At 34.6% G+C, this 22,640-nt stretch carries 26 protein-coding genes and 6 tRNA genes; 12 read left to right on the top strand and 20 right to left on the bottom strand.

What is annotated here, in order from left to right; translation table 11 throughout:
* Positions 1-78 precede the first annotated feature (78 nt).
* The 8 genes from comGA to ACFOY7_RS14225 all read left to right on the top strand — a co-directional run bounded on the left by comGA (position 79) and on the right by ACFOY7_RS14225 (position 4,314).
* Positions 79-1,068 (top strand): competence type IV pilus ATPase ComGA, encoded by a 990-nt coding sequence (gene comGA / locus ACFOY7_RS14260; protein WP_390252765.1) that lies wholly within the window; start codon positions 79-81, stop codon positions 1,066-1,068.
* The gene (locus ACFOY7_RS14255; protein WP_390254110.1) at positions 1,037-2,098 is read left to right on the top strand and encodes a type II secretion system F family protein; all 1,062 of its coding nucleotides are present in this window, start codon (positions 1,037-1,039) and stop codon (positions 2,096-2,098) included. Before comGA ends, ACFOY7_RS14255 begins: the two co-directional genes overlap by 32 nt.
* Before the next feature lie 17 nt (positions 2,099-2,115).
* Positions 2,116-2,433: a competence type IV pilus major pilin ComGC gene (gene comGC / locus ACFOY7_RS14250; RefSeq protein WP_390252764.1), complete on the top strand. Its 318-nt coding sequence runs from the start codon at positions 2,116-2,118 to the stop codon at positions 2,431-2,433.
* Between the two features lie 3 nt (positions 2,434-2,436).
* Positions 2,437-2,871 carry a competence type IV pilus minor pilin ComGD gene (comGD, locus tag ACFOY7_RS14245; RefSeq protein WP_390252763.1) on the top strand — a complete coding sequence of 145 codons (435 nt, stop codon included), beginning with the start codon at positions 2,437-2,439 and terminating at the stop codon, positions 2,869-2,871.
* Positions 2,840-3,196 carry a hypothetical protein gene (locus tag ACFOY7_RS14240; RefSeq protein ID WP_390254165.1) on the top strand — a complete coding sequence of 119 codons (357 nt, stop codon included), beginning with the start codon at positions 2,840-2,842 and terminating at the stop codon, positions 3,194-3,196. The genes comGD and ACFOY7_RS14240 overlap by 32 nt, the downstream gene beginning before the upstream one ends.
* Positions 3,147-3,596 (top strand): competence type IV pilus minor pilin ComGF, encoded by a 450-nt coding sequence (comGF, locus tag ACFOY7_RS14235; protein ID WP_390252762.1) that lies wholly within the window; start codon positions 3,147-3,149, stop codon positions 3,594-3,596. The genes ACFOY7_RS14240 and comGF overlap by 50 nt, the downstream gene beginning before the upstream one ends.
* Positions 3,571-3,951 carry a hypothetical protein gene (locus tag ACFOY7_RS14230; protein WP_390252761.1) on the top strand — a complete coding sequence of 127 codons (381 nt, stop codon included), beginning with the start codon at positions 3,571-3,573 and terminating at the stop codon, positions 3,949-3,951. The genes comGF and ACFOY7_RS14230 overlap by 26 nt, the downstream gene beginning before the upstream one ends.
* Positions 3,952-4,071: 120 nt before the next feature.
* Entirely contained in the window at positions 4,072-4,314 is a 243-nt protein-coding gene (locus tag ACFOY7_RS14225; RefSeq protein WP_390252760.1) for a DUF2626 domain-containing protein, read from the top strand.
* 45 nt (positions 4,315-4,359) lie between these two features.
* On the opposite strand, the gene ACFOY7_RS14220 is transcribed toward ACFOY7_RS14225, so the two are convergent.
* Complete coding sequence (locus tag ACFOY7_RS14220; RefSeq protein WP_390252759.1) at positions 4,360-4,977, bottom strand: MBL fold metallo-hydrolase; 618 nt, start codon at positions 4,975-4,977, stop codon at positions 4,360-4,362.
* A 178-nt stretch (positions 4,978-5,155) separates the two neighbouring features.
* Here ACFOY7_RS14220 and ACFOY7_RS14215 point away from each other — a divergent pair, with 178 nt between their 5' ends.
* Positions 5,156-5,338 (top strand): DUF2759 family protein, encoded by a 183-nt coding sequence (locus tag ACFOY7_RS14215; protein ID WP_390252758.1) that lies wholly within the window; start codon positions 5,156-5,158, stop codon positions 5,336-5,338.
* A gap of 240 nt (positions 5,339-5,578) precedes the next feature.
* On the opposite strand, the gene ACFOY7_RS14210 is transcribed toward ACFOY7_RS14215, so the two are convergent.
* The 4 genes from ACFOY7_RS14210 to ACFOY7_RS14195 form a co-directional block, all read right to left on the bottom strand.
* Entirely contained in the window at positions 5,579-7,483 is a 1,905-nt protein-coding gene (locus ACFOY7_RS14210) for an LTA synthase family protein (RefSeq protein WP_390252757.1), read from the bottom strand.
* 127 nt (positions 7,484-7,610) lie between these two features.
* Positions 7,611-8,582: an ROK family glucokinase gene (locus tag ACFOY7_RS14205; RefSeq protein WP_390252756.1), complete on the bottom strand. Its 972-nt coding sequence runs from the start codon at positions 8,580-8,582 to the stop codon at positions 7,611-7,613.
* Positions 8,575-8,790, bottom strand: a complete 216-nt coding sequence (locus tag ACFOY7_RS14200) for a YqgQ family protein (protein ID WP_390252755.1) — start codon at positions 8,788-8,790, stop codon at positions 8,575-8,577. Before ACFOY7_RS14200 ends, ACFOY7_RS14205 begins: the two co-directional genes overlap by 8 nt.
* 65 nt (positions 8,791-8,855) lie before the next feature.
* A complete protein-coding gene (locus tag ACFOY7_RS14195; protein ID WP_390252754.1) occupies positions 8,856-10,310 on the bottom strand; it encodes a spore germination protein in 1,455 nt (484 codons plus the stop codon).
* A 106-nt stretch (positions 10,311-10,416) separates the two neighbouring features.
* Here ACFOY7_RS14195 and ACFOY7_RS14190 point away from each other — a divergent pair, with 106 nt between their 5' ends.
* On the top strand, positions 10,417-11,262 hold the full coding sequence (locus ACFOY7_RS14190; protein WP_390252753.1) for a hypothetical protein: 846 nt from the start codon (positions 10,417-10,419) through the stop codon (positions 11,260-11,262).
* 27 nt (positions 11,263-11,289) lie between these two features.
* Here ACFOY7_RS14190 and ACFOY7_RS14185 read toward each other — a convergent pair whose 3' ends face one another.
* The 4 genes from ACFOY7_RS14185 to rpmG form a co-directional block, all read right to left on the bottom strand.
* Positions 11,290-12,846 carry a rhomboid family intramembrane serine protease gene (locus ACFOY7_RS14185; RefSeq protein ID WP_390252751.1) on the bottom strand — a complete coding sequence of 519 codons (1,557 nt, stop codon included), beginning with the start codon at positions 12,844-12,846 and terminating at the stop codon, positions 11,290-11,292.
* A gap of 56 nt (positions 12,847-12,902) precedes the next feature.
* Entirely contained in the window at positions 12,903-13,085 is a 183-nt protein-coding gene (locus ACFOY7_RS14180) for a hypothetical protein (protein WP_390252750.1), read from the bottom strand.
* A 46-nt stretch (positions 13,086-13,131) separates the two neighbouring features.
* A complete protein-coding gene (locus tag ACFOY7_RS14175) occupies positions 13,132-13,707 on the bottom strand; it encodes a 5-formyltetrahydrofolate cyclo-ligase (RefSeq protein WP_390252749.1) in 576 nt (191 codons plus the stop codon).
* Between the two features lie 73 nt (positions 13,708-13,780).
* Complete coding sequence (gene rpmG / locus ACFOY7_RS14170) at positions 13,781-13,930, bottom strand: 50S ribosomal protein L33 (RefSeq protein ID WP_079708498.1); 150 nt, start codon at positions 13,928-13,930, stop codon at positions 13,781-13,783.
* A gap of 175 nt (positions 13,931-14,105) precedes the next feature.
* On the opposite strand from rpmG, the gene ACFOY7_RS14165 reads away from it, so the two are divergent.
* Together ACFOY7_RS14165 and ACFOY7_RS14160 are read left to right on the top strand one after the other, a co-directional pair.
* Positions 14,106-14,339: a hypothetical protein gene (locus tag ACFOY7_RS14165; RefSeq protein ID WP_390252748.1), complete on the top strand. Its 234-nt coding sequence runs from the start codon at positions 14,106-14,108 to the stop codon at positions 14,337-14,339.
* Between the two features lie 34 nt (positions 14,340-14,373).
* Entirely contained in the window at positions 14,374-14,856 is a 483-nt protein-coding gene (locus tag ACFOY7_RS14160; protein ID WP_390252747.1) for a hypothetical protein, read from the top strand.
* 44 nt (positions 14,857-14,900) lie between these two features.
* Here ACFOY7_RS14160 and ACFOY7_RS14155 read toward each other — a convergent pair whose 3' ends face one another.
* The 11 genes from ACFOY7_RS14155 to ACFOY7_RS14105 all read right to left on the bottom strand — a co-directional run bounded on the left by ACFOY7_RS14155 (position 14,901) and on the right by ACFOY7_RS14105 (position 22,515).
* Positions 14,901-17,039 (bottom strand): peptidoglycan D,D-transpeptidase FtsI family protein, encoded by a 2,139-nt coding sequence (locus ACFOY7_RS14155; protein WP_390252746.1) that lies wholly within the window; start codon positions 17,037-17,039, stop codon positions 14,901-14,903.
* Positions 17,040-17,092: 53 nt separating this feature from the next.
* Positions 17,093-18,301, bottom strand: a complete 1,209-nt coding sequence (locus ACFOY7_RS14150; RefSeq protein WP_390252745.1) for an MFS transporter — start codon at positions 18,299-18,301, stop codon at positions 17,093-17,095.
* Between the two features lie 140 nt (positions 18,302-18,441).
* Complete coding sequence (gene sodA, locus ACFOY7_RS14145; protein WP_390252744.1) at positions 18,442-19,053, bottom strand: superoxide dismutase SodA; 612 nt, start codon at positions 19,051-19,053, stop codon at positions 18,442-18,444.
* A gap of 145 nt (positions 19,054-19,198) precedes the next feature.
* Positions 19,199-19,274: transfer RNA gene (locus ACFOY7_RS14140), tRNA-Phe, on the bottom strand.
* 31 nt (positions 19,275-19,305) lie between these two features.
* Positions 19,306-19,398 (bottom strand) — tRNA-Ser (locus tag ACFOY7_RS14135).
* A 10-nt stretch (positions 19,399-19,408) separates the two neighbouring features.
* Positions 19,409-19,485, bottom strand: a tRNA-Ile gene (locus ACFOY7_RS14130).
* A gap of 16 nt (positions 19,486-19,501) precedes the next feature.
* Positions 19,502-19,577, bottom strand: a tRNA-His gene (locus ACFOY7_RS14125).
* An 18-nt stretch (positions 19,578-19,595) separates the two neighbouring features.
* Positions 19,596-19,672 (bottom strand) — tRNA-Met (locus ACFOY7_RS14120).
* Between the two features lie 3 nt (positions 19,673-19,675).
* Positions 19,676-19,750 (bottom strand) — tRNA-Asn (locus ACFOY7_RS14115).
* Between the two features lie 230 nt (positions 19,751-19,980).
* Positions 19,981-21,612, bottom strand: coding sequence for a Na/Pi cotransporter family protein (locus ACFOY7_RS14110; protein ID WP_390252743.1), 1,632 nt, complete (start codon positions 21,610-21,612; stop codon positions 19,981-19,983).
* A 273-nt stretch (positions 21,613-21,885) separates the two neighbouring features.
* Positions 21,886-22,515: an NfeD family protein gene (locus tag ACFOY7_RS14105; RefSeq protein WP_390252742.1), complete on the bottom strand. Its 630-nt coding sequence runs from the start codon at positions 22,513-22,515 to the stop codon at positions 21,886-21,888.
* Positions 22,516-22,640 lie beyond the last annotated feature (125 nt).

Genomic DNA, 22,640 nt, shown 5'->3' with positions numbered 1-22,640 from the left:
TTTTTATTGCAGGAAATTATAACATTAAGTCGAATAATAATAATTGTAGCACGTTTGAAAAAGGAGGTGAATATTAAATTGATCGACCCAACGAATATTATCTTGAAAGATGCTATTGATCAATCTGCAACAGATATCCACTTTCACCCTGAACTTAATGAGGTGAAGATCCATTTTAGAATAACTGGTCAGCGGGTTTTTTATAAGACCATTCTTCTCGCGAAATATAAACTTATTCTTTCTTATTGTAAATATAATGGAAAGTTAGACATTGGCGAATCGCGGCTTCCTCAACAAGGAGTAATGAATTACAAACAAGATAGCAGTCATTACTCTTTACGAATATCAACATTACCCATCCATTCTACAGAAAGTCTCGCAATTCGAATCCTTCCACAGGAAAATATCCAATCTCTTAAGGAATTGTTTCTATTCCCGAACCAATTTTCCCATGTAAACAGTTGGTTAAACAACAAATCTGGAATCATACTGTTCACCGGACCTACTGGGTCTGGTAAAACAACTACTCTTTATGCTATGCTCAAAAATTACATCAAGGATTATAATTATCAAACGATCACATTGGAAGATCCAATTGAGAAGAAATTAGAACATGCTCTGCAAGTACAAATTAATCCAGGATCAGGGCTTTCTTATGATGCTGGATTAAAAGCTGCATTACGCCATGACCCGGATATCATTATGGTTGGTGAAATACGAGATAGATCAACAGCAGAGTTCGTATTTCGAGCCGCATATACCGGTCATTTAGTTCTGACTACCCTTCATGCAAAGGATACATTAGGAACTATTCTTAGGTTATTAGAGATGGGAATAAAGAAATTGGAATTAGAGCAAAACCTTATTGCAATAGCTTCCATCGAACTTCTGCCATTACAAATGCAAAAATATACCAAGCAACGTGCTGCTATCCTTGAATTATTAGAAGGTAAAAATTTATTTAATGCCATTAATCACAAAGAAGTGTCCTTTCAGACAGACAACTTCCGGAAATTAAGGAGGAAAGCTTTTGCATATGGGTACATTAATGAAGATAGCTGCTACTAAAATAACGCTAAGAAAGCAGCACCTTTCCATTCGGAAGCAATATAAATTTATGTTCCGGCTTAAACAATTACTGGAAAGAAGTTATAATTTAAATGACGCGTTGGAAGTAATAGGTTGGGACAAAGAATTAGCTGAACTTGCCAGAATAGTCAGTATATCCTTACTAAAAGGAAATATGCTGGCAACAGCTTTACATGAAGCTGGTTTCCAACGAAATGTAACTAAGTTCCTGGAAATTGCCGCTCAATATGGAAATCTGCCATATGGTGTGAAGCATTGCTGCTATATCCTTAATCAGCAAATCGGCTTAGTAAGACGGTTCAAGCAACTTTCCACCTATCCCCTTTTGTTGTTTCTCTTCTTCATCTTCATCATCTATCTTCTGCGCGAATTTATATTCCCTTCGTTCCAATCCTTATTAGTGTCTGAAGCTTCAACAAACTCAATTTTCTATACAACTTCTTTCATAATTGATGGAATATATTACAGCATATTAGGCGTGGTTGTTATTGCCATACTCCTTTTGCTTACCTATCCCCATTTTAATAATAACATCTCGATTAAGCAGAGGATTAAAATTACAATCAGCCTTCCCTATTGGAAAAGGTATAAAAGAATGCAACTCACATTTCTGTTTACAACACACTTAGCTTCTCTTATGCAATCAGGGCTAAATATAAAAGAGTGTCTGAAAGTTTTGCATGAAAGCAATATCCATCCAATCATCACCTACTATGTAGAATTGTTTGACCTTCATCTAAATAAAGGATATGAAGCAAATTCGATACTTCCTGTATTTCAACTGTTTGAAAAAGATTTACAAAGTATTATGCAAAAGGATCGTAATGCACGACAACTAACCGAAGAACTAAATCTGTATTCAGAGCACCTTTTAAATATGATGGAGGAATTACTCCAAAAGTGGCTGAAAATCCTTCAACCAATTCTGTTATCCATCTTGGCATGTTTAATTGTTTTCGTCTATTTAACCATGATGTTACCAATGTTCGATTATATTCAAACGATTTAAGAAAAGAGGAATGATATATGTATAAGAATGAATCCGGATTTACGTTAATTGAAATGCTAATCGTTTTAGCTGTAATAAGTTTGTTGCTAATATTGTTTATCCCAAACCTTGCAAATAAAAATAACTCCATTCAGGAAAAAGGATGTGAAGCACTTATTGCATTAGCCGAGAACCAATTATTAGCATACGAATTGGACGAAAAGTCAACAATACAATCAGCAAGTGACTTAGTAGAAGCTGGTTATTTGAAATCTGCAGAATGCGCGAATGGTACTAACAAACTGGTTTACCAACCAAATGGGGATAAACCATTTACAACGGAAGAGATACAGTGACTAATGAATTCTGAAAATGGTTTTACTTTGATCGAGTTACTTGTTGTATTATCTGCTGTTGGGTTACTGTTTATAATAGGACAAAGTGTATCTATGAATACGTTAGAAAATAGACGTTATCAGCAATTTTTAGAACAATTTAATCATGATCTGCTATACCTGCAACAGCTTAATACCACCTCAAAAGCAGGTTATATACTGAATTTTGAATTAGAAAAGAATAAATATCATGTCAAATCAACAGGCAGAGGAAATGTTTTATTGACAAGGGAATATCCTGATAATTGGGTAATTGATCCCAATACATTAAAACTACCGATACTATTTTCAAAGAATGGTACATTAAAACAGCCAGGCACGTTAAAAGTCAAAACAAATAGCTCAACTCATTTTATTACATGTCCATTTGGTAAGGGGAGGTGTTACTCTGAAGAATAATAATGAAGCTGGATATTTTCTGTTTGAAGTGATGATTGGTACATTTATCTTGTTAAGTGTTTTGCTATCCATTCTTCCCCTAGTCCAACAATTAAAAATTGAAAATCATAAATTATTGGAACGGACAATTGTAACACATAAATTATATGATTCATTATTATTGCTGAATGAATCATCACCAGCAGACATTACTTATACTGATTGGATAAACACAAATGTTGTTGTAACTATTCGTCCTGTTCCACCATATTGGAAAGGATGTGCGAATTGGGATAATGTTAAATCAGACAGCGAACAAGTCTGTCTCTACAGTTATCAAAAATAATGAAGCAGGTTTTACACTGCTAACTTTACTAGTTGCTATTGTTATAACAATTTCAATTCTTTCGTTTACAACACAACTTATACAAATAACCCAAAATAAAAATTACTCTGCTGATTATGGTACCCTTCAATTTTTTCATTATTTAGAAGATGAAATATTTCGTACACAGTATTTTTACTTGAGTAATAACAAAATTGTCTTCATTAATGAAAATAATGATAAAATATCTTATTCACAATACAATAACTTAATTAGGAGACAGGTGAATGGAAGAGGACATGAAATAATGCTTCGCGATGTAAATAAAGTCGAAATGTCAAATGAATCGAATAATCAAATTCATCTAAAAGTAGAGACAAAAGGTGGGGAGTTATTTGAGAAAATCTTATCGGCAGTATAACAAAAAGGAAGAGGGTTATATATTTCCTTATTTACTTCTTATTATAACGCTCCTAATGCTGTTTTTAATGAATGAAATAAGGTTGTATGAGGTGAACCAGCAAACTGTTCTCTCGCACGCAGAACAATACCGTCTCAAATCCCTTTACCGTTTGGCTTCCAACCAGTTTGAATTAGAAGAAAAAAGACCTGATAGAACACTATATTCGTTCCCTGACGGTGAAGTAGAAATAACTTATCAAAACAGTACTGACAATGAAGCTAATTATATTGTTGGGATAACAACTTTGGAAGGCTCCTACCAACAAAAAATTATTCAAAAACCAATAGAGAGAAATGAAGAAATAATTGAATAATAAATTGGACAGGATAAATGATGGAAAAGGAATAGTGAAAGATGCCCAACAATAATTTACTTTTTTTATATTGTCGTTTATAATAGTTTTGATACATAGTGGAAAGAAGGAGGGGGATCAATGGATCGTGTATTTCGTATGCTTTCCTTTTGGACAGGGATCTTCGCAGTAATGTTCTATGTCGGTCACATGGAAGCAATGGCATATTTATTTTTAGCACAAACGATCTTTTTCTTAGGTATTGGCTTTTTAAAATTGTCTGAAAGAATGTATATTTATTTGTTCGCTGCATATTGTACAGTATTTTTTGTAGGATTTACATTCTACTCCAACTTCATTCTTGTTCCTGGATTTGGGCATTAGTGACAGTGAAAACGCTCTGATTAGTAAATCAGAGCGTTTTTTAAATTAAATGAAAGGATTATTACTCTTTTCGTAACCTATAGTTGTTGAAGGCCCATGACCCGGGTAAACGGTAAATGTGTCAGGTAAGGAAAGTAACTTTAATTGAATACTGTCTTGAAGTTGATCAAAGCTTCCACCAACTAAATCTGTTCTTCCTATTCCTTCTCTAAACAAACAATCTCCACCTATCACCATAGAAGATTGCTGGAAAACAAACGCTATGCTGCCTGGTGAATGTCCTGGAACATGTAAAACATTGATCGAAAAATCTTCAATTCCTATTTCCTCTTCACTTAATTCATAATCAGCTTGTTTGCAAATAACTGGGTCCATCCCAAAAAGTTGAGATCCATTTAAGTTCGGGTCAGCAAGCCACTTACTCTCTTCCTTATGGATATATACCGGAATATCGTAATGGTTCCTTACAGGCTCAAGGGCTCCAATATGATCAAAGTGGGCATGGGTTAATAATATTGCCTTTACAGATATCCCCAGTTTATCAATCGTTGAGATTATCTTTTTGGCGTCAAACGAAGGATCAATGATTAATCCTTCAGATTGGTTATGTATAATATAACAATTTGTTTGCAATGGACCCAATGTTAGTACCTCTATTTCCATCTGTTCAATCCCTCTCTTTTTCTTTCATTTAACTATAAAGTGCTATAGTCGATGAAATATCGAATTTTAATAGACAAAACTTCACTTTTGTTTTAGAATGTAAAAGTGAATAATTGTAATAATACATATTATAGCGTGAAGTAGTTGTATTGAAAAGTAAAGTAAGGAGGAATAAATTATGGTATTAGGTCTAATTTTATTAGCTGTGACCATTATTTGTTTGATAGCGATTTTTCGTGAGTTCAAGAAGCAAAACATGTTTGGCGCTGCTTTCTCTGCGGTATCTGCATTAGTTTTTGGTTTTTTCTCTATCGCAACACTCTACTGGGAGCTCATTCGACCATTATTTACAGGTGAATAATGATAAAATAAAAAACATTGGATGAAGGAACCAATGTTTTTTATTATCCTTATATGGGCAAACTGTAGATAAAATTTCCCTTCACTGGTATCGCAGCAGAAGCTATAGTACTAGCACCAATTTTCGAACATTAATTCTCTTGCTTTTATGAACCTCAACCTATTTATGACACAATTAACAAATAAAAAAGAAGCTGTCTTTAGTCAATAATAACTGACTTTTGAACAGCTTCTTTTTCCTTCATTCTTCTTCTTTCGCCTCTTCTATCGCATTATCTTTGAAATCATAGAAACGGAATAGATCTCCAAATATGATTTGATCAGAGTATAAAAGTTCTGTTTGGACTTGCTCAATGTATGGTTCACAAGCAGATTTTTCTTCATCTAGTCCAGCAGTAGTATCAATTAATTCACCTGTTGCTCTATTGAAACATTGATCTTTTGTATAAATATAATCATTCGTTATAAAGCTACCGTCACGTAAGGCAATATAATCCTTTCTCTCATCGGCGAATAAATTAGTGCCAAATGATAGATCATTGGAATCATCAATACCAAGTAAATGCAGTAATGTTGGCTTTACATCAACTTGCCCTGCAATTTTAGAGATTACTTCTCCCTCTTGGCCAGGAATGTGAATATAGAAAGGCACCCTTTGCAATTGAACATGTAAATAGTCAGTGTACTCCTTTTCTAAATATGTGCTCATTGCTTTTTTATGGAAATCACTTATACCATAATGGTCACCCATTAATACTATAATTGAATCCTCATATAATCCTGATTCTTTCAAGTAATCGAAGAATTCTTCCACAGATTCATCCATATATCTAACGGTTTGAAAGTAACTGTTTAAAGTATTGGAGTTAGAATCATACTTTTCAATTGTTGCATCTTCTTCATCCAGTTCAAATGGATAATGGTTCGTTAATGTAATAAACTTTGCATAAAAAGGCTGCTCCATTGATTGTAAATATTTCATGGATTGACGGAAAAAATCTTTATCTTTCAAGCCCCAACCAACAGAGTTTTCCTCTGTAACTTCATATGCATTCACATCAAAAAATTTATCATAGCCAATATTTTCGTACATTACGTCACGATTCCAGAAACTTTTGTTATTAGCATGAAAAACTGAACTAAAATAACCTTCATTTCCAATAATTTCAGGCAAAGAATGATAATCATTTTGCGCATGTGTGAAGTAAACTGCTCCCCTTGGAGATGGGTAGAGTGAATTTTCAATGATAAACTCTGAGTCGGATGTTTTTCCTTGTTCTGTTTGATGATAGAAATTATCAAAATAATAACTATCTTCAATTAAGTCATTAAGAAATGGTGTTACTTCCTCACCATTCATTGTGTTATTAATCACAAATGTCTGTAATGACTCTAGTGAAATAAATATCACGTTTTTATTTTTTGCGATTCCGTATAAATCTGTTTTCTCTTGAATAGACGTCTCGTCTTTCATATAGTCTTCTACTTCTGCAAGCTCATTACCGTCAGCAAAAACTCTTTGAGCTTTTGATTTTGAATGCATTACAGCATCATAGATATGATAACTGAATAAACCTAAGTTTTTCACTAGATACTCCCGGTCGAATGTTCTTTGTAATAATTGTGGACGTTCCACCTCAGCTAAAACATAATTCCCAACAAGTAAAGCAATAGACAATGTTAAAACAGCAGTTTTATATCTATGTCTAAATGCAATCATTAATTTATCACCATATTTAATTGTAACTAACCATACCATTGCTACATCTAAAAACAACAGGATATCCCATGGTTTAAGCAGGCTTAAAACACTTGACCCTAAATCTGCCGCATTACTTCCCTGGAAAAGTAATGGAATGGTAATAAAATCCGAAAAATTACGATAAAATACAATATTAAAGTATACGATTAACGATCCTATTAAAATCATATATTTGATATACTTCTTTTGTCTTCTCTCTTTAAACCATACACTTATAGCAAATAAAAAGAATGACACAACAAATGCATTGATTAACAGGATAAGTTCCTGCATCGGATTTTCTAGTGAAATATTGAATACGAATCGATAGACGATGTATGTCTTTAGTCCAAATAATAGTGCTGCAATAATAAAGAGCGGCATGTGCAGCTTTTTATTAAACATTTGATTTCCTCCTCAAAAATTGCCCCATTTTCATATATTTAGTTTTCTCTCTATTATAGACGTTGAATATCACAATAAAGTTTCATAAAAATTAAAAAAAGTTACAAACTTTTTACAAAATTAATAGTTAGTTACTATTAGTATGCTGTAAAACTAAATATGCTCCCCCATAAACACCTGCATCATTAGCTAGTTTTGCAATAACAATATCACATGCTTCATTTATTCTTGGAAGGGCATATTTAACGAAAGCTTTCTTTAATGGCCCTAACAGTTGTTCACCTGCTTTTGAGACACCGCCACCAATAACAATCTTAGCCGGATTGATTGTAACAGCAATGTTAGCTAATGCTAAGCCTAGACAGTCCATAACATTGTGAATGATTTCAATCGCAGCCTGGTCTCCTTCATTAGCTAGTTCGAATATATCTTTTGTAGTAATCATTCCCTGTTGGTTCATTCTTTGCTGCAAACTTGGTGAATCCCCTTTTTCGATCCTTTCCATTGCTTGTCGGACAATGCCCGTCGCAGAGGCGACAGTTTCCAGACAACCTTTTCTTCCACAATTACATGGTGCTCCATTCTCCGTTACAACAGTCATATGTCCAATTTCCGCACCAGTACCATTGGCCCCGCTAACAATCTGACCATTCGAGATGATGCCACCTCCGACACCGGTTCCGAGAGTAACTGCCAGCATATTATCCACTTGGTTACCGGAACCCTTCCAGTTCTCACCAAGTGCAGCAATATTTGCATCATTATCTACATATACCGGAATACCGGACAGATCCTCCAGAACGGCTTTTAGGTGGAAGTTCTCCCATCCAATATTTACAGCGATTGCTACAATACCTGTATCCGGTTCAATAAAACCTGGAGCACCTACACCCATACCTATGATTCTGTCCTTCCCTATTTTTAATTCATTTAACCTTATTTTTATTGATTCCCAAATATCTGTTGGTACACTAGCACCTTGGTTCTGTATTTTTGTTTCAATTTCCCATTTTGCAATCATTGTTCCTTTTACATCAATAATTGCATTTTTTACCGTCGTACCACCAATATCAATGCCAATAAGTATATCTTTAGCCATCCATTTCACCTAACTCTCTTTTCGTTTTTTCCGTTTCTTTTTTTAATAGTATTTTAGACTGAATATACTGATCTTTTGTGATCATCTTCACTTGATAAAGTTCATTGATTTCTTCTTCCATTAATTCCAAATCTGCAAGACGATCACCTATGTAGATGATCGTCCCGAATTTTAATAATAATTTTCTGATATCATAAATACTGTTCAATGTTAATCACCTAACATATTATAACAAAACAATTTTTAAAAGGGAATAAAAAACTTTACCAATACTTAACGATCGGGATCTTGCGGATTTAAAAAAGATGGTCTCGAGTTAGCATATGGTACCGGCTGCCTTATCACTACATTTAACATAGCTTTAAAATCAAATGGGATAAATGGCCAGAAATATCCAATATAAAATGTTTTGAGTTGGATTAAGTATAACAGGTATAAAGTTGTTGCGATCATGAATCCTTTTACACCAAATATTGCAGTAATGATCAGCAGTATCATTCGAATTAAACGATTGGCTAAGCTTAATTCATAACTAGGTGTAGCAAATGTTCCCATCACTACAGCCGCTAAATAAAGGATTACTTCATTGGAAAAGAGCCCCACTTCTACAGCGATTTGTCCGATTAATATTGCAGAAACAAGACCTAACGCTGTAGTCAAAGCGGAAGGTGTATGGATTGCAGCCATCCGTAATACATCCACACCCACTTCTGCAATTAAAAACTGAAAGATTAATGGTATTAGCCCTACCTCTTTTGGACCAATAAAATGTAATGATTCTGGTAACAGTCCCATTTCAGTTGATAATAAATAATAAAGTGGCAATAGAAAAATGGAAGCAAAAATCGCAAGAAAACGCACAAGTCTTAAATAAACTCCAATAAATGGTTTCTGACGATATTCTTCTGCATGCTGCATATGATGCCAAAATGTCGCCGGTGTAATCATTACACTCGGTGATCCATCAATGATTATTAAAATATGTCCTTCATATAAATGGGATGCTGCCGTATCTGGTCTTTCCGTATAACGGATGGTTGGATATGGATTCCACGTTTTCCCGCTCAGAAATTCCTCAATAGTTTTCTCAGCCATTGGCAACCCATCGGTATCAACTTGATCAAGGTGGTCTTTTAGCTGTTCCACTTTCTTTTGGTCAGCAATGTCTTCTAAATAACATATACAAACATCTGTTTTTGATCTCCTGCCAATCGACTTATACTCCATTCTTAGCGACCTGTCACGAATTTTTCGTCTGGTTAATGCCGTATTAAATACAATCGTTTCCACATAACCATCTCGGGAGCCGCGAACTACTTTTTCCAAGTCGGGCTCTGCTGGACTTCGTACAGGGTAAGTTCTTGCATCAATCATAATAATCCGATCAATACCTTCTACAACTAAGGCTGTTGGTCCTGCTAAAACAGAATTGGCGGCTTTCTCTAAATCTTTCTCTACATCAATTTCTACATATGGAATATACCTTTTCAAAAGTAATTTTAATGTATCGTCAGCCAAATCCTCTTCCTTCAACTCTGCCAGAAACCTCATTAAATAATGAAGGATATCATCTTTAACAAACCCGTCAACGAGAAATAAGGACATTTTTCTTTTCGCATATTCTAAATCTAAGTGTACCAAGTCAAAACTTTTATCAATATCTAAATAATCACGTATATATTGGACATTCTTCTCATAACTATTTGATAAATACTTTTGTCCAACCATTTTAATCACACCTGCTTTATTTCTTTTTGATTAGTTTACACATTAATGGTTTATTCATGCCTGTTAGTTGGACATGCAGTGAAATTTTATACTAAGGAGAATTATCATGCGTCTATTACATATAATTACTGCACTGGTTACAGTGATTGTCTTACTTTTCATCATCAATGAGAATAACAGCAGTGAGATAATGAAGTATTTCCCGATTGATGAAGAAATCCAGTTTACTGAGGCTTCAACTGATTTATCTCTTTTACAACAAGTAAGCAATGACGAGTATCAAATTAGATGGATAATATCGAGTAAGATGCCTGAACCTGTTTATTTAAGACAAGATATTTCTTTACTATATATGGATGGTAACTTAAAAGGTATAAAAGGTTTATGGAAGGAAGAGGAAAGGGATATTCATTTACAGTTAGATTTTGAAGAGAGTGACAGTAGCCATTTTCAAGCAATCAGCTACCATCACGGTGAAGTTCATTACCCAAATGACATCATTAAGAGTGTCCAATCAATGTCTCATGATAATTTATATGTTATTGATTCCCCCTATTCTCCACTTGAAGCATTTCAAGAGGGTACAACAGATCTTCAAAAAAACTGGCAAGAGACATTGGACCATGCTACAAACCAACAGTTGCAATTTCGTTGGAAAGAGTGGATAGACGCTCAACAGATTGATACTAATGGCTATGATTTAATACCATTAACATCCTTATATATATATACCAAGCAACCAATCGATGGGCTTAGCCAAGAAGAGACAGATCGGGTGATTGGGCAATTATGGGAAGGTTTGTACCGTGAATATATTTTACCTGTCTCTAATATTAAAAAAACTTCCCACCAAATAATTCCTATCATTCTTATTGATAAAACGAGAGACCACCTGATTGTTTTGTTTAATGATGAAAATAATGAATTAAAATTGTTAAGACAGAATATATAAGCAATACTCTAGTAGTTTTCCATCTTCTTACAGCCGATTTTTTTGTTCTAATTGTTCATATAATGTCTGATAACTGGAATTGTCAGGATCTATTTCCAATGCTTTTTCAATTAAAAGCAAAGCATCACTAGGACGGTTATCGTTTTGATATAAAATGGCCAAGTTATATAATGCTTTTTCAAGGTTGGGGTCTAATTTTAAACACATTTCCAGGTCGCTAATTGCCTCTTGGTAGTGATCCAATTGAATATGAGCAAATGATCGATAGAAATACAATTCTGGTTTCCATTTATCAGCATATGGAATGATGTCCGATGTTACGTAAATAATTTCTTGGTAATTTTCACGGTTAAGTAGTTGCTGTACTTCTTGTAATTGTACGGCCTCATTATAATGATTTGCTTCATTATTGTAGCCGAACACCCCTAAACTTATTATAAGGATCAGTAAGACGAATGTCGAGATTATACGAACTTTTCTCCTTTTGTTGTGCCGAAACATTACAGCACCTGAAGCAATAAATCCGCCAACTAACCCACCAAGATGTGCTGCATTATCAATTTGGCCAACACTAAAACCAAAGATAATATTAAGAGAAATAACAAAAATCACATTCCATCCAATTGTCCGAAAGAAATCTTTTGGAAACTGACTTCCGAAAAAGAGCAATGCTCCAAACAATCCGAATATAGCACCAGAAGCTCCAGCCGCAATACTATTATTAAAAGCAAAGCTAGCAAATCCACCGACAATACCTGCAAGGAAATAGATTGTTAGAAAACGTATATTACCAAAAATTCTTTCCACTAGTGAACCTATAAAATATAATGCCATCATATTTAATAGAATGTGCGGCAATCCAATATGAAGAAACATTGAGGTGATAATTCTCCACCATTCCCCATTAACAATTGCCAGATTATATTTTGCTCCGAATGAAATTAATGTGTCAACCGAAGTAGAACCCCCATAGAACTCCAAAAGTACGTACATAATTACATTGACTGCCAGAAGCAGATTGGTCCAGAAAGGTTTTCCTTGTTCAAATAATTTCTTTCTATTTTCCTGCTCTTCTTGAAATTTCATTAATACGAGCCGTTTTAGATTGTATACTGATTGCTCTAGTTCTAAAGGACTGTTTGGTTCAGTAATATTATCCAGCTCTTCCAATTGAAACTGACTCTTTATTTTCAACCACTCATTCGGTTCATCGACGATAAATATAGAAATCTTATCACGATTTTTCTGAAGCTCTATCCATTCATCTACCGGTGGATAATCCACCACAAAAATATGATAAAAATGATATTTTTTTCTAGATAACAGGTTTCTTTGTAATTCACTGTATTTCTTTTCAACCTTATGAATATGTTGTTCTAATGCTCTTTTCCAATCATGTTGCGTTAATGAAACATGAACCACCTCTATTTTTGAGTTTTTCCGCCGCTCTAACAAATATTGATCTTGTGATCTATTTGTGGAAATGATTTCGAAATCTTTCTCCATTAACTGAAGTACGAATTTATTTTGCTGATATTGTTTTTTAATATACAAATAAAACACCAACCTTCTCCACTTCATCATATCATGATCACTTTTTTTATCGTATCAATATGTTTAGGTTGGCTAATCACAAATATTTATTTTTTTGGAAAAATTGATTGCATAAATTTATTTCTGAGAAAAGGAACTTGCATCGCTATCCTAATGGAATTTCTTCGTAAAAATGGAATAGATGCCATCACATTAATAATTTTGGCCTTATACCGATAGACAATACTAATCAAAGAAATAATTGTTACAAGCATTCTCACTACTCGCATATCCAACACTCCTTTTCGCTAATTGAATATACTTATCTTTCCCAAATTAATTATTTTTATGTACTGAACAATCAATAATCGTTGATTCTGTTACAATATAATCAACCCTGATATCATGTGGTTCCTTATGAATTTTATCGACTAGTTGAAAGTTTGCCGCTAGGGCAATTTTCGTCCCATTATAATCAGATAGATAACGATCATAATAACCGCCGCCGTATCCGATCCTATTGCCATACTGGTCAAAAACTAATCCCGGCACAATAATTAGGTCAATGTTATATTTATCGATTTTACGGCATAGCCGGGGATTTGGTTCCAATAAATCAAGGTATGCATTTTCTAATTGGGCAAAGGCAGTACATTGATAAAATGACATTTCAGCTGATTGTGGATAACACTTTGGTAATGCCACTATCTTTTCCATTCCCCATGATGCTTTAATTATGCGAGATGTATCCCACTCTAGCTTTCTAGAGAGTGTGAGCCCAACAGATTTTGCATTTATCCATTTTTCAAATTTCATCAAATTTGTTCGAAGCTGCTGTTCAATTTCTCCTTTATTGTCCATACTTTTCAGTAACTCTATTATCTCATTTCGCAGCAATTGTTTCTCTTTCATAGCTCTCTCCTTTGCATTTTAAAGTTCATGAAAAAACTCTTACTTTTTATAAAGTAAGAGTTTTTTCACTAAATTATTTTGTTTCACGGTGTAACGTATGTTTTTTCAAACGCGGGCTATATTTTTTAAGCTCCAAACGCTCTGGGTGTTTACGTTTATTTTTAGTCGTAATATAATTACGGTCACCTGTCTCAGTACAAGCTAATGTAATGTTAACGCGCATGTTTATCCCTCCAAACTATCACAATCATCATAATTTCAAAAATCGAAGCTTTACCTACAATATAATAGCAAAAACTAATAATAATTTCAAGTACCTGTTTTCACTGTTTGTCCAGTTATGGTATAACTATACTTACAGCACTTAATTATTACATCATCCAGGAAGGAGAATATTAATGACATTAGTTGCGGTTGGTTCCATTATAATAATAGCTATTATTCTATGGATTTTATCCTTTTTTATGCAAGATAAGTTCAAACAGATAGAAGAACAGTTTGAGCAGTTTTCTATCTCAACATTACAAGAGACGTATCAGCTAAAGAAAAAAGTAAATATTTTGGAAGAAGAATTATTAGTAAATGACAATTTTATCGACGAGGATCCATTCAAACAATCAAAGCAAAAATAATTTCCAAGTTAGTTAATGAATGAGGGATATATCAATGAAACATATTATTAGAGCATTTTCTTTAGGATTAATAACATCATCATTAATTGTTGGTGCTGTTTATTACTTCATAGATGTTAAGAATCCGAAGCATTCTGAGGAAGAAGTAGATTATGTTACAGAAGTTAAGCAACAAGGCTATTTCGTATATGAAGCGGATATGGAAAAGAAAATTACGGAATTGGAAAATGAGGTAACTAGTCTTGCTGCTGAGCAGGCAGAAGGTGACAGTAAGTCCAATAACAAACCAGCTGAAACAATTCAACTGATCTTTACTATTGAACATGGGATGCAGTTAGCAGAAATAGTTGACAGATTAGAGCGGTACGGATTTGTTACGAATCGTAATGAGTTTATAACATACCTGGAAGAAAACCAGCTTACTCGCCTCATCCAGCCAGGCGAGTATCTTATTCATAATCAAATGGCAGTAGAAGCAATTGCTGCCGCTATTACTAAAAGCCCAAAAGAGGAATGAGAGATTTTTCCTCTTTTAGGCTTTATTTTTACTCTATTATTCTATTATTCTGTTTCAGTTCCAGTAGTTTCACTGCTTTCCTCTTCCTCAGACCCATTTTTTTCTTTCAATTCATAGTATTTTTTAACAATTCTTTTTCCAATTTCATGATGAATAGGGTGCTGAGAAGCACTAGTACCACCATTATTAGGTACTAATACAGCAAATGCAATTTCCGGATTTTCTGCAGGACTGTATCCGACAAGTGTAAGATTTTCGGTATAAGCAACTTGTTCTCCGTCTTTATATTTCGGGTTTTCCGCCGTACCTGTTTTTCCTGCCACTTCATATGGGAAGCCTGCCCATCTTCCACTGGCTGTTCCTTGAGTAAAAACGCGCTTAAATCCTTCCTGAACTCTTTCAATATATTTAGTATCCATTTCAATCCGATTCAGTACTTCGGGGTCTTCTACCTCTAATACTGGACCGATCGACTCCCCATCTGAACCTGGTTCACGGATTTCTTTCAATAAGTGTGGTTTTACACGGTAGCCATCATTAGCAATAGTTGAAACATATTGTGCTAATTGCAAAGTCGTATACGTATCAAACTGTCCAAAAGAGAAATCCAGGAAATTACCAGCATCCGCCGGTACACCTACAACACCAATGGATTCAAATGGCATATCAATCCCTGTTTCTACACCTAATCCAAATTGATTGTAATAATAACGCAGTTTGTCAAAAGAACTAAAGTCAAAGTTATAAAGCGGCTCATTGTATCGGTAAGTTGCCCCACTCATCATAATTGCAATCCGCATCATATAGATATTGGAAGATTCCTGAAGTGCTTGCAAATCATTTAAAGCTGAACCTAAATTTCTATGTGATTTTTTCTCATCAGAACCTTTTATTTTGATTGAACTTTCACTTAATACATTATTATTAAGATCAATTACACCTGTCTGATAACCTGCCAATACAGTAGCACCTTTAATAGAAGAACCTGGGGCATGTGCGTCATAAATCACTCGATAAGAGTTATTTAAGAATTCGTTTTTCTCACGATCATATCGAATTGCTGACATTCCTAATATCTCACCAGTCTGGGGATTCATCATAACGGCCATCGCATCTTCTAAATAACCGTTGTTATTAGAAGAAGCAAGTGCATTTCTTAATTCCTCTTCCACAATTTGATCCATAGCTTTCTGAAGTTCCATATCAACTGTTAATACTAAGTCTTTGCCACGCTGCCCTTCCACTACCACTTCTGAGTTAATCACATTACCATTTGAGTCAGTTGTATACTGGACTTGTTCTTTTCTCCCGCGTAGGATATGTTCATATTGCTGTTCTAATCCGCTGGTCCCAACACGGTCATTCCATGTATAGCCATTAGCAAGGTAGAAGTCGCTTTTCTCACGTGGGATACCCTCTTCAGCGCTTGTAATATTTCCAATAAAGGATGAGAGTGTTTTGCCATATACTTTGTCTCTCTCCCAATCAATGGTCGCATCAATTCCTGGCAAGTCATGGAGGTGTTCAGCAACTTGGGCATATTCTTCATCAGTAATCCCTTCATTTACAATAACATGCGGCGATAATTCATAAGCCGAATCTAATTCTTTTTTAATTGCAAGAATATTGAGTAATTCACTAGTCCACTCAATCGTATTTAAATCTTCCTCTGTTATACTTTCTAATTCTAATTGGTACTTTTCTCCTGCATCTAATTCTTTTTCTTCATCAGATAATCTGTCAGCGACATCTTCTGAATTTAGCAGATAAAAATATTCCTGTTTATCTCTTTCTGTTATTTTTTTCTCTAATTCATCAGAGTCTTTAATTATAGTTATATACTCTGCTAATTTTTCGGCTAGCTCCAGACGACTCATTGCCGATTCTCCGTTTTTGGGAGGTGTATAAGTAATTGATTTCACAGCAATGTTGTCAAGGACCAATTCGTAATTACGATCATACATTTTCCCTCTAGGAACCGGTTTTTCTGATGGTGTATTTTCAGTTTGGTCAATTTTCCGCTGTGCCTCTTCCCCATTAAGAATTTGAACTACACCCAGTTGTACAATTAATAAGGAGAAAACAAAAAACACTGCAACAAACAGGATGTTTAACCGAAATGGCAGTTGTGCTTTTTTCTTTTTTTTCTTTGTTCTTTTTAATAATTTATTTTCTGTTAACATTTTTCTCCTCCCCGATCATACAATCCAATTGCTATTATATCACGAAGAGCCGTCTAATTTACAGTTTTTCTTATTAATAATGAGGCAATAAGATTTCCGCTTCCTAAACTTAAAATTAATATGGGAATAATAAACGATGGTTTTAGATAAGAAACACCTATTATAAATATAGTTATCGCTGCAATTCTGCCTGCATTTACATAAATCTCCCGCACAATTATATATTCAATCCTCAATTTACGAGCTTTATTTGCTTTGCCAATAATATCATACGTGAGTGAAATAAAAGGCACATTAAATACAGGATAACTTAAACCTACGATTACGCCATAAATAAGGAGCATTACATAATTGGTTTGGAAAACAAATATTGCAATAGCAAAATACAGGCTAAGTCCTCCAAAAAGCATCATTCTTTTTCTATAATTACTCTTAATTAATTTAGATATAAGCATATAACATATTAGGGAACAGAATGAGAATAGCAAATTAAAAACACCGAGCGCAAATTCGCTCCCTGTTTCAATGTACACCCATATCGCAATGATAAAAATAAACAAACCTTCTCTCATTCCCTGTGCAATGTGAGCAAGGAGAATGTAGTTCCAGTTTTTATTCCTTTTTCTTTCTTCTAATACTTCTCGAAATATAAACTTGCCTGTTGCTTTTCGTTTCTGCAAATAAAAGGAACAAACTACAGCAATACCAAATAAAAGAAATGATAATAAGAAGATAACAGTATATCCTGTAAAATTATTCAAGTTTGAAATAATATAACCTGCGAATAATGGACCAATCATCCCGCCAAAAGATTGGAATGTTCCGAGCGAACCATTAAATAAATCTCTTGTTTCCGGTTCTGTAATTTCGAATGTCAACACATTGAATGAAAGCCAGTAAAAACCATAGCCTAAGCCCAGAAGCCCTCCTAACAGATAAGGATAAGTTGTTGCTTTATCACCAAATAGTAATACTACTATGTAAAATAGTGACAGAACTATTACACCAACTCGCAGAATCAAGGCCCTGTCTACTTTTTTAGCAAATTTTCCAGCAATAAAGAAGGCAATTGGCTGTATAATATAAATGAATAAATTATATGTAGCAATATCAAGATATTCTCCTGATTTCTTCCACAAGAATACATTAACAAAAGTATTGGACAAAAACGTAGCTAATGCGTACAATCCCCCGATTAATAAAAGCAGTTTTAAATCCCTGCTTACAGGTATGCTGCTTTTTTGCTTATTTATGAACATCATCTCCATACACCTCAATTCCATCTGAGTATTATTGTTCTCTACATGTAATGAGATATACGGTAAAATAATATTTCAAAAAACGAATAGATATTTTCAGTATATAAAAAGGATACCCCCAAAGAGGTATCCTGATAAGTTCATTATTTTGCTTCATTATATAGTTTAGCTACTTTGTCCCAATCTACAACATTCCAGAATGCTGCAATATAATCAGGACGCTTGTTTTGATATTTCAGGTAATAAGCATGTTCCCATACATCAAGCCCTAAAATAGGTGTCTTTCCTTCAGAAATAGGAGTGTCTTGATTTGGTGTGCTGGTAATTGCTAGGTTTCCATTTTCAACAACTAGCCAAGCCCAACCAGATCCAAAGCGGTTTGCTCCTGCGTTAGCAAATTCTTCTTTGAATGATTCGAAGCTGCCAAACTTGCTGTTAATCGCATCTGCTAATTCTCCAGTAGGTTCTCCACCACCATTTGGTGATAATAGAGTCCAGAATAAACTGTGGTTAGCGTGACCGCCACCATTGTTACGGACAGCAGTACGGATATTCTCAGGTACAGCATCAAGGTTTGCTAGGATGTCTTCAATAGATTTGTTTGCAAGATCATCATGACCTTCTAATGCTGCATTTAGCTTCGTTACATATGTGTTGTGATGTTTAGTGTGATGAATGTTCATTGTTTCCTTATCGATATGCGGCTCAAGTGCATCATATGCATAAGGTAAATCTGGTAAAGTAAAATTTGCCATGTTTATTCCTCCTATTTAATATAAAATGAAAGTATGTTCTTTCCATTTCAAATATTATCAAATATTCTGAATAAATTGCAAACAATACGATTATTATAATTAAATGCAAAATAAAAAAACAAGCTTATTCACCGCTTGTTAAAAATGGTGGCTCGGGACGGAATCGAACCGCCGACACACGGATTTTCAGTCCGTTGCTCTACCAACTGAGCTACCGAGCCATTGAATTATTCTTTTCTTAAGAAATATGTATGGAGGAGGAAGAGGGATTCGAACCCCCGCGGGCTTTGACACCCCTGTCGGTTTTCAAGACCGATCCCTTCAGCCAGACTTGGGTATTCCTCCGTATATGTGATGGTGGACCCTGCAGGACTCGAACCTGCGACCGATCGGTTATGAGCCGATAGCTCTAACCAACTGAGCTAAGGGTCCTTATCACTATTATTAATGGGGCGACCGGTGGGGATCGAACCCACGCATGTCGGAACCACAATCCGATGTGTTAACCACTTCACCACGACCGCCATTATAAGTTGTATTTTTGGTAGCGGCGGAGGGGATCGAACCCCCGACCTCACGGGTATGAACCGTACGCTCTAGCCAGCTGAGCTACACCGCCATATGGCTCCACAGGTAGGATTCGAACCTACGACCGATCGGTTAACAGCCGATAGCTCTACCACTGAGCTACTGTGGAATGTTTATTATGTAATCACCGAAGCGACATTTAATAATTTATCATATAAAATATACATCGTCAACACTTTTTTAATATTTTTTTTTATTAATTTGATTTTTCTATAAAAAAAGGTGGAAAAAGCAGTTTAGTTCACTATTAATGAAATAAATTATCCAATTCTTTATGGCACAATACAAGATAAAAAGTAGGAGTGACTAGCAAAAAAACTAGTCATCTCCTCTTTTCATTTAATTTTTTTCACCAAGAACTTCATCTGCAATATTCACTGCATGGTCCCCAATACGTTCCAAATTACTAATAATATCTGCAAAGACAATACCTGCAGCACCAGTACATACTCCTTCATTTAGACGGATAATATGCTTTTTACGGTAGGTTCTTTCCATATTATCTATTTCATTTTCTTTTTGTACGACGGATAAGGCTGCTTCTCTATCCATCTGATCTAATGCTTTGATTGCCTCTCTCACCGTAATTATTGTTAAATCAAACATTTCGTTAAGATCTATCATACCTTGTTCTGTGATATCTACTTTATTAGAAATTTTATAATTAATCAACTCGGCAATATTCTCAAAATGATCCCCTATTCTTTCAATATCTCTCACTGAGTTAATTAAGGTGGAGTGCTTTAGTCTTTCTGTTTCACTAAAGTTGGTCCCCGATAGTTCGACTAAATAGGAAGTAATTTCCCTATCTAAATTGTTTAGAGCCCCTTCTAGCTGTAATGCCATTTCTTCATGTTTTGTACTATTCGTATTGAGGAACGAACTTGTCTCTTCCAATCCTTTCGTCGCATACTCCCCCATCCGGACAATTTCTGCCTTTGCTTGGTCCAGCGCGACAGAAGGCGATTGTTGAATAAAGATTGGGTCTAGATGTTGTGGTTTAAACTCTACTACCGTGTCTTTTCCTGGAATTATTTTTGTTACTAGTAGTGCTAAAAGGCCGATAAATGGTAATTGAATCAATGTATTTATTACGTTAAATATCCCGTGGGAAAACGCAATAGTCATTGCAGGGTTCAGTTCTAAGGCCGCCTGAATATTCTGCATTAATGTTGTATAAAAACCGATAAAAATAATGACAATCACTGCACCCATCACATTGAAAATAACATGAGTTAATGCTGCTCTCTTTGCAGCAACACTAGTACCAATTGCTGCTAAAACAGCTGTAATGGTTGTACCAATATTGTCACCAAATAATACTGGCAATGCCGCTTTAAGTTCGATTGCCCCCTCTATCATTAAACTTTGTAAGATTCCAATGGTTGCACTTGAACTCTGTACCAGAATTGTAAATACAGTACCGATCACTACACCTAAAATAGGATTTTGCGACATACTTACAGTTAAATCATGGAACATTTGAACATCTCTTAAAGGCTTAAGTCCAGAACTCATCAGTTCTAATCCATAAAACAATGAACCAAATCCAAATACAGTTAAGCCTATATTCGTTAATTTGGTATTTTTGAAGAAGAACAATAAGAATGCACCGACACCAATAATCGGTAAAGAATATGCACCTAAATCAAATCCAATAATAAATGCCGTTACAGTTGTACCAATATTTGCTCCCATTATAACACCGATCGATTGTCTTAAAGTCATAAAACCGGCATTAACAAGACCAACTGTCAATACTGTAGTTCCTGAACTAGATTGAATAAGAATAGTAACAATGATACCAGCTAATACACCCATAAAAGGATTACTAGTCGTCTTATCAAGAATATCTCTAAGCCTGTCACCCGCTGACTTTTGCAGACCTTCTCCCATATACTTTATACCCAGAAGGAAAATACCGATCCCACCTATAAATTCGAACAACATTACTTGTACATTTACATCCAAAAGTTTTCATCCCTTCATATATAGCTTCTATGTATTATCATAAGTGGTGTATTTTTAAAATTAGTGCATATGACAATAGAGAACATAATTTGCAAACACACACGATTTTAATATTAATTATTTATTAACATTTTGTAAAGGTATTAATGAAAAATTATCATTAACTTAACATAAAGTGTAGAAAGTATATATCTTCATAACAAAAAAGCAAGACCTTTGCAATAGTTTTACCTCATTTATAAAAAAAAAACATAGAGATTTTTCTCCATGTTTTTATTGTTTCTCTTTTACTAATATTCTTGTTCCATCAACTGATTCAATAACAATCTCGGTATCTTTTTTCAGCCATTTCCCTTGCGTAATCGCACTATATTCTTTCTCTTCAACCTTTACCGTTCCAATAGGTCTCATATCTGTTCGCGTGATACCTGTTTTACCTATTAATGATTTATATGTCGTATTAATGCTGGAGTATCCTTCTTCTTCTGTTAACTGGTCAAATAGAGTGATTTTGGTCCACATATTTCTCTTCTTAAACACTTTAAGGAATAATAATGACGAAAGTCCGCCGATGAACACACCCAATACTGCATAAGTACCTGCCAACCAGTTTGGTGAAGCAAAACCAACGGAAACAACCATTAAGACAGTTCCTATTACGGCTAATGTCCCATCATTAAGTACTTTACCATCAATAACTATTAGTAAAATTCCGACAAAGTAAATGATAAGCATAATAAAGAACATTCCAGTATCTAAAAAACTCGAAAAATAGACGGTAATGAATCCTAATCCGAGTAGACTAAAAATACCTTTTGCATTTACTAATATTTCTCCTACTAAGAATAATGTGGCAAAACCAACTATAACAAAACTTATCCATTCAGCTTCTATATTCAACATTGAAATCACCTCTTAAGGCTTTTTACTCACTATTATAACATACGAAATTGTGAACGAATGGGTTTCATTATATTAAAAAAATGTGAAAAAAAGTGTTGTTACTTCTCATTTTAGCATTTAGGCTT

Source organism: Gracilibacillus xinjiangensis, from assembly GCF_042651765.1.
GTDB classification, from domain to species: Bacteria; Bacillota; Bacilli; order Bacillales; family Amphibacillaceae; genus Gracilibacillus; species Gracilibacillus xinjiangensis.
The sequence above is the reverse complement of the archived record's forward strand: the minus strand, read 5'-3'. Positions and strand labels throughout refer to the sequence as shown.